The sequence below is a fragment of the Ramlibacter monticola genome (assembly GCF_016722785.1).
In the GTDB taxonomy this organism is placed as follows: Bacteria; Pseudomonadota; Gammaproteobacteria; order Burkholderiales; family Burkholderiaceae_C; genus Ramlibacter; species Ramlibacter monticola.
The window spans coordinates 721956-734390 of the sequence record NZ_JAEQNE010000001.1 but is presented as its reverse complement, the minus strand read 5'-3'; the positions used below and the strand labels follow the sequence as shown (position 1 = coordinate 734390).

Annotated in this window: 15 protein-coding genes and 2 pseudogenes; 5 read left to right on the top strand and 12 right to left on the bottom strand. The window is 65.2% G+C overall.

Annotated features, from left to right (window positions below; translation table 11 throughout):
- Positions 1–62 precede the first annotated feature (62 nt).
- From JJ685_RS03385 to JJ685_RS03365, 5 genes and pseudogenes are all read left to right on the top strand, one after another.
- A complete protein-coding gene (locus JJ685_RS03385; protein ID WP_201672748.1) occupies positions 63–1172 on the top strand; it encodes an S-(hydroxymethyl)glutathione dehydrogenase/class III alcohol dehydrogenase in 1110 nt (369 codons plus the stop codon).
- Entirely contained in the window at positions 1172–2005 is an 834-nt protein-coding gene (gene fghA, locus JJ685_RS03380) for an S-formylglutathione hydrolase (protein ID WP_201672747.1), read from the top strand. Before JJ685_RS03385 ends, fghA begins: the two co-directional genes overlap by 1 nt.
- A 36-nt stretch (positions 2006–2041) precedes the next feature.
- Positions 2042–2824, top strand: a complete 783-nt coding sequence (modA, locus tag JJ685_RS03375) for a molybdate ABC transporter substrate-binding protein (RefSeq protein WP_201672746.1) — start codon at positions 2042–2044, stop codon at positions 2822–2824.
- Between the two features lie 442 nt (positions 2825–3266).
- Positions 3267–3512, top strand: coding sequence for a hypothetical protein (locus tag JJ685_RS03370; RefSeq protein WP_201672745.1), 246 nt, complete (start codon positions 3267–3269; stop codon positions 3510–3512).
- A pseudogene (locus tag JJ685_RS03365) lies at positions 3502–3653 on the top strand (IS5/IS1182 family transposase); the annotation flags it as partial. The gene JJ685_RS03370 and the pseudogene JJ685_RS03365, both read left to right, overlap by 11 nt.
- A 7-nt stretch (positions 3654–3660) precedes the next feature.
- Here JJ685_RS03365 and JJ685_RS03360 read toward each other — a convergent pair.
- From JJ685_RS03360 to JJ685_RS03305, 12 genes and pseudogenes are all read right to left on the bottom strand, one after another.
- A complete protein-coding gene (locus tag JJ685_RS03360; protein WP_201672744.1) occupies positions 3661–4059 on the bottom strand; it encodes a thioesterase family protein in 399 nt (132 codons plus the stop codon).
- A 122-nt stretch (positions 4060–4181) separates the two neighbouring features.
- Positions 4182–4982, bottom strand: coding sequence for an amino acid ABC transporter permease (locus tag JJ685_RS03355; RefSeq protein WP_201672743.1), 801 nt, complete (start codon positions 4980–4982; stop codon positions 4182–4184).
- Positions 4979–5641 carry an amino acid ABC transporter permease gene (locus JJ685_RS03350; RefSeq protein WP_201672742.1) on the bottom strand — a complete coding sequence of 221 codons (663 nt, stop codon included), beginning with the start codon at positions 5639–5641 and terminating at the stop codon, positions 4979–4981. Before JJ685_RS03350 ends, JJ685_RS03355 begins: the two co-directional genes overlap by 4 nt.
- 3 nt (positions 5642–5644) lie before the next feature.
- Positions 5645–6547: a glutamate ABC transporter substrate-binding protein gene (locus JJ685_RS03345; RefSeq protein ID WP_201672741.1), complete on the bottom strand. Its 903-nt coding sequence runs from the start codon at positions 6545–6547 to the stop codon at positions 5645–5647.
- A 229-nt stretch (positions 6548–6776) separates the two neighbouring features.
- Positions 6777–6977, bottom strand: a complete 201-nt coding sequence (locus JJ685_RS03340) for a hypothetical protein (protein ID WP_201672740.1) — start codon at positions 6975–6977, stop codon at positions 6777–6779.
- Between the two features lie 48 nt (positions 6978–7025).
- Positions 7026–7274 carry a PepSY domain-containing protein gene (locus tag JJ685_RS03335; protein ID WP_201672739.1) on the bottom strand — a complete coding sequence of 83 codons (249 nt, stop codon included), beginning with the start codon at positions 7272–7274 and terminating at the stop codon, positions 7026–7028.
- A 340-nt stretch (positions 7275–7614) separates the two neighbouring features.
- Complete coding sequence (locus JJ685_RS03330; RefSeq protein WP_236598664.1) at positions 7615–8235, bottom strand: ankyrin repeat domain-containing protein; 621 nt, start codon at positions 8233–8235, stop codon at positions 7615–7617.
- A gap of 207 nt (positions 8236–8442) precedes the next feature.
- A complete protein-coding gene (locus JJ685_RS03325) occupies positions 8443–8973 on the bottom strand; it encodes a tellurite resistance TerB family protein (protein WP_330901695.1) in 531 nt (176 codons plus the stop codon).
- Between the two features lie 266 nt (positions 8974–9239).
- Positions 9240–9809 (bottom strand): annotated as a pseudogene (locus JJ685_RS03320) (DNA-3-methyladenine glycosylase I).
- Between the two features lie 313 nt (positions 9810–10122).
- Positions 10123–10839 carry a LuxR C-terminal-related transcriptional regulator gene (locus JJ685_RS03315; RefSeq protein ID WP_201672737.1) on the bottom strand — a complete coding sequence of 239 codons (717 nt, stop codon included), beginning with the start codon at positions 10837–10839 and terminating at the stop codon, positions 10123–10125.
- A gap of 100 nt (positions 10840–10939) precedes the next feature.
- Positions 10940–11164 carry a hypothetical protein gene (locus tag JJ685_RS03310; RefSeq protein ID WP_201672736.1) on the bottom strand — a complete coding sequence of 75 codons (225 nt, stop codon included), beginning with the start codon at positions 11162–11164 and terminating at the stop codon, positions 10940–10942.
- 148 nt (positions 11165–11312) lie between these two features.
- Positions 11313–12074 carry a helix-turn-helix domain-containing protein gene (locus tag JJ685_RS03305; RefSeq protein WP_201672735.1) on the bottom strand — a complete coding sequence of 254 codons (762 nt, stop codon included), beginning with the start codon at positions 12072–12074 and terminating at the stop codon, positions 11313–11315.
- Positions 12075–12435 lie beyond the last annotated feature (361 nt).

Sequence of the window (12435 nt, the reverse complement as noted above, 5' to 3'; positions counted from 1 at the left end):
CCGGTCAAATTGCGCAGCACCTGACCCGCTCTCCTTCCTCGAGACTCTGGAGTTCCTGACGAATGAAATCCCGTGCCGCCGTTGCGATCGCAGCCGGCAAGCCGCTGCAGATCCTCGAAATTGACGTCGCTCCGCCCAGGAAGGGCGAAGTGCTGGTGAGGATCACCCACACCGGCGTTTGCCACACCGATGCCTTCACCTTGTCCGGCGACGATCCGGAAGGCCTGTTCCCCGCAGTGCTCGGCCACGAGGGTGCGGGCATCGTCGTCGAGGTGGGTGAGGGCGTCACGAGCGTGAAGCCCGGCGACCACGTGATTCCGCTGTACACGGCCGAATGCGGACAGTGCCTGTTCTGCAAGAGCGGAAAGACCAACCTGTGCGTGGCGGTACGCGCGACGCAGGGCAAGGGCGTGATGCCCGATGGCACCAGCCGCTTCTCGTACAACGGCCAGCCGGTCTATCACTACATGGGCTGTTCCACCTTCAGCGAGTACACGGTCGTCGCCGAAGTCTCGCTGGCGAAGATCCATCCCGATGCGAACCCCGAGCAGGTGTGCCTGCTGGGTTGCGGCGTGACCACCGGCCTCGGCGCGGTGAAGAACACGGCGAAGGTCCAGGCGGGCGACTCGGTGGCAGTGTTCGGCCTCGGCGGCATCGGCCTGGCGGTGATCCAGGGCGCAAGGATGGCCAAGGCCGGCCGCATCATCGCGATCGACACCAACCCATCCAAGTTCGAGCTGGCGCGCACGTTCGGCGCCACGGATTGCGTGAATCCCAAGGACCACGACAAGGCGATCCAGCAGGTGATCGTGGAGATGACGGGCTGGGGCGTGGACCACTCGTTCGAGTGCATCGGCAACGTCAACGTCATGCGGGCGGCGCTGGAGTGCGCCCACCGCGGCTGGGGGCAGTCGGTGATCATCGGCGTGGCCGGCGCCGGCCAGGAGATCTCGACCCGGCCGTTCCAGCTGGTCACCGGCCGGCGCTGGCTGGGCACGGCCTTCGGCGGCGTCAAGGGCCGCAGCCAGTTGCCCGGCATGGTGGAGGACGCCATGAACGGCACGATCCAGCTCGCCCCCTTCGTGACGCACACGATGCCGCTCACGGACATCAACGAAGCGTTCGACCTCATGCACGCTGGCAAGTCCATCCGCTCCGTGGTGCACTACTGATGGAACGCGTCGAGCAGCACGCCAGCTTTGGCGGCCGGCAGGAGGTGTGGAAGCACACCTCTGCCGTGCTCGGATGCGAGATGAAGTTCGGCGTTTACCTGCCCGAAGCGGCAGTGCGAGGCGAGGCTTGCCCGGTGCTTTACTGGCTTTCCGGCTTGACCTGCACCGAGCAGAACTTCATCACCAAGGCGAATGCGCAGGAGCATGCAGCCCGGCACGGCGTCATCGTCGTGGCGCCGGATACCAGTCCGCGCGGCACCGGCGTGGCCGACGATCCCGGCTACGACCTGGGGCAGGGTGCAAGCTTCTACGTGAACGCGACGCAGCCACCCTGGGCGTCGCACTACCGCATGCAGGACTACGTTGCCGTGGAACTGCCTGCGCTGGTGGAGCGGCACTTCCCCGCGAACCAGGCGCGGAGCATCTGTGGCCATTCCATGGGAGGCCATGGCGCGCTCGTCACGGCCCTGCGACATCCCGGTCGGTATCGCTGCGTGTCCGCGTTCTCACCGGTCGTCGCACCCTCGCAGGTACCCTGGGGGCAAAGAGCTCTAGGTGCGTATCTCGGAAAAGAGTCCGCAGCCTGGGCCGAGTGGGATGCGGTGGAATTGATCAAGACGGCCCCGGAACGCCTTCCGTTGCTCGTCGACCAGGGCGAAGCCGACGAATTTTTGGCAACGCAACTTCGGCCCGACATCCTTCGCGCGGCGTGCGACGCCGCACGCCACCCGTTGACCCTCCGGCTCCGACCGGGGTACGACCACAGCTACTACTTCATCGCGAGCTTCATCGGAGAGCATTTCGCTCACCATGCTGCGGCCCTCGGCGGGTAGAACACACCCGCACACCCTTCCGCAAGGAGAACACTGATGAAACTGAATACGTTCATAAAGAACTCTTCGGTTACCGCAGTCGCCTCAATGCTGGGTCTGGCGATTGTTGGGTTGCCAGTGGCCGATGTGTACGCTGCTGAACTTCAGGTTTTGGCAGGAGGTGGCATGTCTGTGCCCTTGACGGAGCTCGCCGCGGAATTCGAACGCACCTCCGGCCACAAGCTTGTGCTTCGCTTCGGCACAACACCCGAATTGATCAAGCTGGTCGTCGGTGGCGCTTCGTTCGACCTTGTGGTCGTGCCTCGGGAGGTCTTCAAGGATGCCGCCGCCCAGTCGCACTTCGAGTCTGCACCCACCATCGATATCGCGCGCGTCGGCCTCGGCGTTGCAGTCCGCTCGGGCGCTCCCAGGCCGGACATCAGCACGCCGGAAGCGCTGAAGCGCACCTTGCTCCAAGCGCAATCCATAGCCACGGTACCGGCGAGCGCGGCCGGCGCCCAGGTCTTGCGGGCGTTGGAGCGTCTCGGCATCGGCGAGGCGATGAAAGCGAAGACCAAGGTCAAGTCGGCGCCCGCGCAGATCGTCGAGGCGGTGGCTCAAGGCGAGGCCGAGCTTGGAGTATTTCTCGTCAACGTACTGACCGCTCCCGGTTTGGAAGTCGTTGGACCTTTCCCCGCGGAGGTACAGCAGGAAATCGAATACGTGGCGGGCGTCTCTGCGAACACCAAAGATCGGCAGGCCGCCAAATCGTTCATCACCTATCTGGGAACTCCCGCGGCCGCCGCAGTCATCAAGGCCAGAGGCTTGAGTCCGGGCTGAAGGGCGCGGTACTTTTGACGTTCAAGCTCGTTTCGGCGAACGCGTGACGTTCGACTTCCGCGAGCTGTTCACGGATTCGCGCATCACCAATCCGGCGCGCAACGCCCATGTAGCGGTTGATCCGCCGCTTCGAAGTGCGAGGGGGCAACTCACGCCGCGGTGGCCCTTTGTTGCGCTTTGTTCATGACTTCGCCCCGGCCTGCGTCCCGTTTCTGGCGATTCCGCCGGCATTGGCGGCGCAACATCCCCTTTGTTGCTCGCGACAACTCATCCAGGAGTTACCGATGAATACCGTCGTGCTACACGAAGAGTGACTTTCAGCTGGAAGAATGGCTGTGTGTGGCTGGCGGCGGTAGGCCACGCAAAACCTCACTGCGCGGCGAGACCGGTGCCACCTTGAAGGGGCGGCGCCGGACGTCGCACACAACTAGGGAGAGCTTTCATGGCCCATCGCCTCGCCCGGACTCTCTGGCCGGCCTTCATAGCTGCTTGCGCGCTGGAACTGCTGGTGTTCGCCTTCGTCGACCCGCTGCAGCTCCAATGGGCCTCCGGCGAGCCCGCTGCGGGCTGGACACGCCAGGCCGTCTATTCCGCCGCCTTCTTCGCCTTCTGGGGAGTGTGCCTGGGTGCCTGCGTGCTGACCAGGCTGCTGGGCCGCACACCCGCGGAGCTCAACGCTGTTGCCTGAGTGCCTGGACGACTACATCGCTGAGGACAACCCGATCGGGTGGTCGATGCGTTCGTTGACGGACTGGCCTTCGAGAAGCTCGGGTTTGAGGGTATGTCTCCGGCATGCACTGGACGGCCCTCCTGTCACCCGGCGGCGTTGAACCCTTCTAGTGAACCATCCTGACGGCCAACTGTTCGTTGAACCTGGCCAGATCGATGACGATGCGTGCATGAGTGCCGCGGCCAATTTCCTCGGAACCGGCCACTGCGCGCACGCGGAATTCGACATGGCGACCGACCGCGCTGGCCACTTCGGCGAACGCGACGACGCGAGCGCCCACCGGAGTCGCCGCAAGATGACTCACGTCCACGCGAGTGCCAACCGCAGTCTCGCCAGGGTCCAGGTACGGCTTGATCGCATTGAGGGCCGCATTCTCCATGGCCATGATCATTACCGGAGTCGCGAGCACGGGAGGAAGCGTCGCGTCCTTGAACCGGTTGGCCAGGTGTTCAGGCGTTACATCGATGGCGAAGGAACCCTGCGCCCCGCTGGGTATGGTGCGCATCGCATCTCCTTTCCGGTAGAGCACGGAAGTCTGGACAAGACTACCGATCATCCTGCGACGCGTTGGTTGACGCAATGGAACCCTCGGACGCCTTCACCGACGCATGAAAGAGATGCAGATGGTCAATGCATCGGCGCACCGACCCGGCGGCTTGCCCTCGAAAGACCGTAGTTCACCAGGCAGTACAGCACCGCGACTGCAAGGTACACGGGGACGAGCGAGCGGTAGTTGGCGATCAGCACCTTGGCGTTCTGCATCAGTTCGCCGTAGGTGACGACGTAGCCGAAGGTGGTGTCCTTGACCACGATGACCAGTTGGGCGACCAGCGCCGGGACGATGTAGCGCAGCGCCTGTGGAAAGACGACATGGGCGAAGACCCGCGCTTCGTTCAGACCCAGGGCCCGAGCCGCATCCGTCTGGCCGCGGGGAACGGCGAGCACGCCTGCGCGGTAGACCTCGGCCACCACGGCGGCGGTACTGAGCCCCACGGGCAAGGTCAACATCCAGTAGGCACTCATCTTGATCCCCACCGACGGGAGGACCAGGAAGCACACATAGATGAGCAGCAGGGTGGGCACGCCGCGCAGGAATTCGATGATCGCGACGGCCGGCCAGCGCACGAGCCGCAGCCGCGACAGCCGGCCGACCAGGAGCACGAGGCCGAGGACCAGGGCGATGACGGCGGCCGCGGCCGCCGAGGCGAGTGTGCCGAGCAGGCCATTGCCAAGGAAGGCCCAGGTCGTCCTCCAGGCGAAGAATTCCCAGAGCCGCCCCTCGAACTGGTCCGCGGCATGGAAACGGTACACGATGCCTGCGGCCAGCACGAGCAGCGTCGCCGCGACGGTCACGCTCACGGCGCGGGTGATGGCCTGCGCCGCGGAGCCCAGGTCGCCGAAGAGGATCTGTTCCAGGGAGCGGTTCATCGCAGGATCCGCACTTTCTTGTCCAGGGTGGCGCCCGCCCAGGCGATGAGCAGGCCCGACACCAGGTACATCGCGGCAGCGACCGCGAAGGCAGGGATCCCGGCCGCGGAGTCGTTGGCGATCTTGGCCACGAGCGCCGTGAGTTCCCGGCCCGGGAGGGGCACCTGTGATGCCAACGACGTCGAGAGCATGAGCGCGATGAGCAGCGAGGTCATCGGTTGCACCACCGAGCGCAGCGCCTGCGGCAACACGATCGACGTGATGATGACCAGAGGACGCATGCCCAGGCTGCGTGCGGCTTCCACCTGGCCGCCGGCGACGGTGTTGATGCCCGTGCGCAGATAGTCCGCAGTGAACGCGGAGCACACCAGGGCCAAGGTCAGGATCACGCTGGGCTCATAGTCGATCACCACCTGGAGATCGGGGAGCGCGAACACGATGAAGATCAGGAGCGCAACGCTCGGGATGTTGCGGAAGACCTCGACATAGCCGGTCAGCACGAAACGAAGCGGCAGCAGGGGCAGCAGCCGCGCCACCGTCACGACGATGCCCAGCGCGAAGCCGGCCACGAACGACAGGGCCGTGAGCTTCCAGGTGAGCAAAAGGGCCTGCCCGAAGGCAGGCCCGTGGTCGGCCAGGAGCCGGAAGACACTGCCCATCGGTCAAGGAAGCGGAGGCGGCGTCGGGACGTTCGTGCTCCCCGTGCGCTGGCCGATGGCCAGCGTCCACAGCTTGGCCCAGGTGCCATCGGCTTCGATCTTCTTCAGGAAGGCATTGACGAAGGCCACGCCGTCCGAGCCTTTGGGCAGGCCGATTCCATAGGGGTCGTGTGGACCGAAGGGTGCTCCAGCCAATTGCGCTTCGCCGGCCCCGAGGCTCAGGACATTGAGCAGCAGCGTGTAGTCGGTCACGTAGGCGTCCACGCGTCCCTGGCGCAGGGCGTCAAGGGCCTCCTGGTGTGTCTGGAACTCCTGCACGGTGGCCTTGGGCGCGAATTGCGCAAGGATCGCGGGCCCTGTCGATCCCGCCTGGGTGGCGGTCTTCTTGCCGGCGAGATCGTTGTAGGACTGGATTGCCTTGTTGGTCGACTTGACCAGCACCCCCGCCTGCGAGCTGTAGTAAGGCCCGGCGAAGGAAATCTTCTCCGCGCGGGCAGGAGTGATCGAATAGGTGGCCAAGACCATGTCCACCTGGTCGTTGATGAGGACCTGTTCGCGTGTGGACGACGTGACCTGCGTGAACTGGTACTTGGCTCCATCGCCCAGGATGTAGCGTGTCAGGAGCTGGGCCAGGCCCGCATCGAAACCGCGGATCTTCCCGTCCTTCTCATTGAGCAGCGAGAAAAGGTTCGACGTCTGGGTGCCGCCGAGCCGCAGCGTGCCGGCCTGCTTGACCTTGCTGGCCCATTTGCTCGACGCGATCGTCGCGGCGTCGGCAAGGGGGCCTTGGGCGACCAGCGAGTCGAATGCTGCCGCATTGATGGGGGTGCCTTGCGCGAAAAGCGGCGCACTGGTCGCAACGGCTAGTGCGACGACGGTGGCTCTTAGGACGGATGAGATCGACATGGGTTCTCTCGGTAGGTGTGGACCGCCGACGAATGTATAGCAGTCCCGTGCAAGGCGGCGGAGGCCCTCGAATTGCCGCGCGGACGTGATCAAGATCGATGTTCTTGAGGGCCACGCCTGCTCACCGTCCTGGCCGGTCGCATGCATCAGGACGGTCACCAATTCTCGCAGGCCGTAAACGGCGTTTGGCTCACGGCTTCGCCGTCAAAGCGTGCAGGTGAGGCGGCTCTCAACGCATGTTCTCGATGGCTGGGTGCGCCAGTTCGCGCCCGATCATGGCGCGGGCGTAGAAGTAGTTGCTGCGCGCGCGCTCGCTCAAGTGGTCCAGATCGACCCGACCCTCGGAGTCGCAAGGGAACGCAAAGCCGCGGCCGCTGTTGTACAGGTTACGGAAGCACAGCTGGAATTTCATGTCGTTGGATTTCGTCATGAAGTCCTCCTTGTTCGGACCCAACGCCGTTCGGGCATGCCTGCCGTTCTAACGAGGCCGCCCGCTTTCCGCGTCGATGACGACGAGGCGGACCTCGCCTGCGGCAGTGAGCACCTGAATACGCCACACGACGCTGTTGTCCACATGCAGGCCGCGCTCCACGGCCAGCACACGGCCCGGAACCGTGCGGTGCGCAAGAGAAACCGCTTCGTCCCGGCCCACCCCCGCCCATGCAGTCGATAGCAGGAATGACAGCCCGAGGGCGAGGGCGAAGCTGGAGAGGGCGATGCGCGGCATGAGGGTTCTTTTGATGATGTGGCGTTCAGGGTAGCGCCCCCTACCTGAACGAAGCGGGAACAACCTCCGGGTGACGAATGAACTGGAGCTCACCGTTGGCGGACGAGATGCGTCCTGTCGTGCCCCGCCTGCAACTGCCGTCGGCCTTGGCTCAGCAGGCGTGCGCCTTGGCGGTAGCGGGGGCCTGCTTCTCGAGCGGCAGCAGCCGGCCGAGGCTGTCTGAAATCTCGGTCAGATTGGAAATTCAGGGGTCCTCCACCCCTTCCTCACATCGAGATCGTCGATCCTGGAGCGATCCGAGAGGTTGACTTTCTGCGGAGGCGCGGCGTCGGCGAGCTAGCTAGCGCGCACCTGCCTTCGCCAGCAGGCGAGCGACGTTCTGCTGCCCCCGCCGCGTGGCGTGCTGCAGCGGCGTGACGCCGTCACGGTCCGCGATGTTCACGCCAGCCTTGTGCTCGATCAGCATGCGGACAATCTCGGTATGCGCCGGCCCGCCGTCGCCCAGGATCACCGCCTCCAGCAGCGCGGTCCAGCCGAGGTTGTTCACGTGGTCGACTTCGATCGGTGTCGTGAGTAGCAGGCGCACGGTATCGACGTGGCCGTGGTGGCAGGCCGGGATCAATGCCGTGCCGCCGTAGCGGTTGGTGCTTTTCAGATCCGCTCCGGCGGCCAGCGTCGCGCGAACGATCTCGGTGAAGCCGCTCGCGCCCGCCAGCAGGAACGCGCTGTCCCGCTGCCGGTCCTGCGCGTTGACGTCGGCACCGCGGGCGATCAGGGCACGCACGGCCTCGAGATGATTGCCCGCCGTGGCCGCGAGCACCGCCGTGCGCCCGCCGGCGTTGCGCTGCTCGATGTCCGCCCCGCCCCGCAGCAACGCCTGCAGGCGCGCCAGGTCACCGCGCGCCGCCGCCTCCACGAGCGGCGCCTGCGCTTGCGCCTGCCCCGCGGCGATCTGCGCCATTAGTGCCAAGCCCCCCGCGAACAGATCGCGGCGGGCGACACCCCTTGCGCGCCACTTCATCGGCCGGAAAGCGCGCGCAGCGCATCGGGCAGCGCCGCGTCACGCACCCCTTGCGCCCGAACGGCCAAGAGGGCGATGACCGATACGAGGACGGCCAGGGCGAGCGCGGAGGTTCCGTGGATCATCGGTGCGGGGGCAACCGAGCGATCAGCCGCCGCGCGGCCTGGCACCCTGCTGCGCGTGCAGCTTGGCGGCGATGTATTCGCCGTGCGTCACGTGCAGCAGGCCGGCGACCTTCGAGATGACGTGGCTTTCGCCCGCGTCCGCGCTGCCGTCCGCGTAAGCCACGCGCCACATCAGCTCGATCACCTCGATCTTCTGAGGATGCGAGAGGCGCTCGTTCAGGACCGAGGTGAAGGAGAAGAAATCGCTGCTTTGTCGCGACCGTTCCTCGGCCGCGGCGAGGAGTTCCTGGACATCGGCCTCGGCCAGGGCGAACTTCTCGTTGAGGATTCGCAGCACCGCCGCGCGCTCTTCCGGTTGCATGCCCTGATCGGCGCGCATCGTTTCCACCAGCAGGACGGCCGTGGCCAGTTCGCTGGTCATCCCGGCTGGACCGGAGTTGCCGGGCGGCGCCGTGAGGGCGCGCAGGAAATCGCGCAGGGCTGGAATCACGCCGCCATTGTGCGACGGTTCACGGGGCCGGTCATCGCCCGCGCGCGGTTTGACCAGCCACACGCGTCTGGCGAGACCTTGCCCTGCGCCCGGGCGCCGTGCACGCCGAGCACCTCGTGCGGCTCGCGAAATGATGCCCCCCGTACACAGGGTGCCCCTTGACCTGGCGGCGTCGTGCTTACGGACTGTGGCGCCACACAGGCGCAGAGAGGCCTGCGGCAGCCCGATGGCCATGGAAGTGGTGGGTGAAACCGGCGCATGGATCAGTTATTGTGACAAGCGGCTCTCAATACCGCTCACGGCCAGATGCGCCCGTCCCGCTGTCAGCCTCAGGGATGGGAGTTGCGGCGGAAGCAGTCGAGAGAATGGTCGTTGACGATGCCGACCGCCTGCATCCAGGCATAGACGATCACCGGGCCGACGAACTTGAAGCCGCGGCGCTTCAGTTCCTTCGACACTTCCCCTGACTTCGGCGTGCTCGCTGGCGGGTGCCGGCCGTCGCCCACGAGCACGGCGCCGCCGGTGAAGGACCAGCAGAATTCTCCGAAGTCGTCGCCGGCCTCACGCATGGCGCAATAGATCCTGGCCGCGTCGATCGCAGCTTCGATCTTGGCGCGCGAGCGGATGATGCCGGGGGCGGCTAGCAACTGCGAGGTCTGTCTCTCTCCGAAGTGCGCCACCTTCTCCGGCGCGAATCCGGCGAAAGCTCTCCTGAAAGCTTCGCGTTTGTGCAGGACGGTTCGTCAGGAAAGGCCGGCCTGGAACCCCTCGAGCACCAGCATTTCCCAGAGCATGCGCGGATCGTGCTGAGGCACGCCCCATTCGTCGTCGCGATAGCGCACCATGAGCGCGTCGTCGCCTTGTGCCCAGGTGCAGCGTGACTGATGGGAAGCGGTCATGCGGCATGATCCGGCAATTCGCCCCGGCAGACGAGTAGCTGCTGAGCGTCGATTGCTGCCCTCGCCCTTCGTTCTTCCGCTGTGAAGCACGGGTCACGGAGGGCAGGGTCCGCCCCAAGAGCGGAAGTCAGGATGTAGAGCGTCGCCGGCGTCGCTCGCGTCTCGAGCGCAAGGAACGGAGTAAGGTGGGATTGTTCGCCCACTCGAACGGTCTCGAGGCTCGATAGCCGCGGCTCAAGCGGGGCGCAGCGACGAGTTCATGCTGGCTGCAGCGGCTCGAACCTGCGAAGAATGGCTCGCTGGCTCACGCGGGCTACTGGATGAAGTGTCCGGAGGAAGGAGGGCTGCTTCCGGTCCAGCCGTGGCCGGCGTGGGCGACTATGGCCACCTGCACGCGCGAGCTCACGCCTAGCTTTCGCATGATATTCGTCAGGTGGGCCTTCACCGTGGCGTCGGAAATGTGCAGTGCGCGCCCGATTGCCTTGTTGCTGAACCCGCGGGCTACGTGCTGCAGCACATCCTGCTCGCGCGCGGAGAGCCGGTCGGTGCCTTGGAGATCTTCGGTGTGCTCGCCGCTCGCAGGCGCTTCGTCCCGCATGTCGGCGTTGCGCAGCTTGGAAACGAGGCGCGGCAGGAGCTCGGGGCTGACCACCAATTCGCCGCGCATCACGCGATGGATGACACCGAGCAGCATGTCGCCTTCGATGGTCTTGGCCAGGTAGCTGTTGGCGCGAGCCTGGAAGACCGCGTCCAGGTGCGGCCCCTCTTCGTTGGATGCGAGCAGAACAAGCTTGGCGTGCGGCGCGGCCGCACTCAGCTTCAGGAGGGTTTGGTTGATGCCACTGACCCCGGGGAGGTGGTCGTTCAGCAGGATCATGTCCGGATGCAGGGCGCCGGCCGCGCGCACCGCCTCGGTGGAGTCGACCGCTTCGCCCACCACTTCGACGCTGTGACAGCCCGCTAGAAGGGCCAATAATCCCCGGCGGAACAGGGGGTGGTGCTCGACGACGAGCAAGCGAATGGTCGACATCTCTGGTTTCCTTTTCCGCTGCGCAGTCTGCAGGAAAAAGTTGCGGAATCCCCCACCCGGCATTGGTGGCGGGTGCGGCCGCGAGGCGCGGTGAGATGCGTCACGAAGAGCTTGCGTTCATGCTCCCGGGCGCTTGGTGGGCCTTCCGGATGATCTTGGAATGCACCTCGTTGCGGTTGCCGAAGAGCCGAAACTGCCCCCCGGGAAAGCACACCACCCAAGCGGACTGCGCGTCTGCTCGGGTCGCCTCATAGACCGCGCCATTGGGCGCGATGAACTGGAAGTACTCGGCGCCATCGCTGCCAATCCTGGTGCGGGTTTTCATGCGACCGCCGTGGCGGCGCCGGTCAAGCCAGGTAACTCCGCCTTGGCGACCTGCCGATGAGCAGGATCAGACCATGGCCGTCGTGCTTCCACCGTCTTCGTGTGCATACCGGGCAACTGCTCGTGTCTCGAAGGTGCTGTCGAAGGCCTCAGTGCATGCGCACCGGATCGATGACGAGTTTGAGTCCTTCAAGGTCCACGATTTGAACGTGGCGCTTGTCGACCACCAGCAACCCTCGTCGTTGCAGCAACGTGAACATGCGGCTGACCGTTTCCAGCTTCATGCCCAGGTAGCTGCAAAGATCGGCGCGCGACATCTGCAGGTGGATCTCGGTGGGAGAGCAGCCTCGCGCCTGCTGTCGCAGCGAAATGTCGACCAGGAAGGCAGCGAGTCGCTCTTCGACGGACTTTCCGCGCAAGAGTGCCAACAGCTCCTGCTGTCGCACGACTTCACGCCCCAGCAGGCGGGGGATCACACGCTGAAGGCCTGGAGTGCCGGATGCCAGATCAGTGAGTTGGGCGTGCGAAATCGCGCAGACCTCGGCGTCGTCGAGCGCCGTGGCGAATCCGATGTGCTCGTGGCCGGCCAAGCCGTCGAGACCGAGGAGTTCGCCAGGCAGGTGGAAGCCGGTCACGTGGTCGGTCTCGTCCTGCCGCCGACGGCCGCTCTTGAACGTGCCGCGGCGCACTGCGAAAATTGCCCGAACCTCGTCACTGGGTTGGTACAGATGCTGCCGCTCCTTGACGCGGCGCCGATCGATCTTCAGAGCATCCAGGCGCTGCACGTCCTGTCTTTTGAGGTCGACGGGCAGGCAGATGCCTTTCAAATGGCAGTTCGTGCAGAGCGCGCCTTCCGTCGCTTCAGCCGTGTGGGATCCTGGAACCTGATGGAACATGGCAAGCGTGCTCAATATTCGAGATCGTCCATTTTTCGATGTGTTGTTCGACTTCAGGCGGCCAGCGTGGGTTGTTCAAACTGACGATGAAGGGCTCGGTGTTCGCTGCATCATTTCTTCTTGAGGAGCCGGCCCACGGGATGAGCGTCGAGCGCAGCTCGCGCGGCGAGAACGCAAGAGCACCTGGATGGACACGGTGACGCGATTCAAGTTCCGGAGTGCGGCCCCCCATGACGAGGGGGCACGTGCTGTCAGTGAGCTGTCAAGTTCCCCCGCCAATCGGTCAGACCTCCAATACGTCGGGATCCGATTTCACCCGCGCGCGCATTCCAGGTCGATGCGAACGGTTGACGCGGCGCGGATGATGGATACCTGT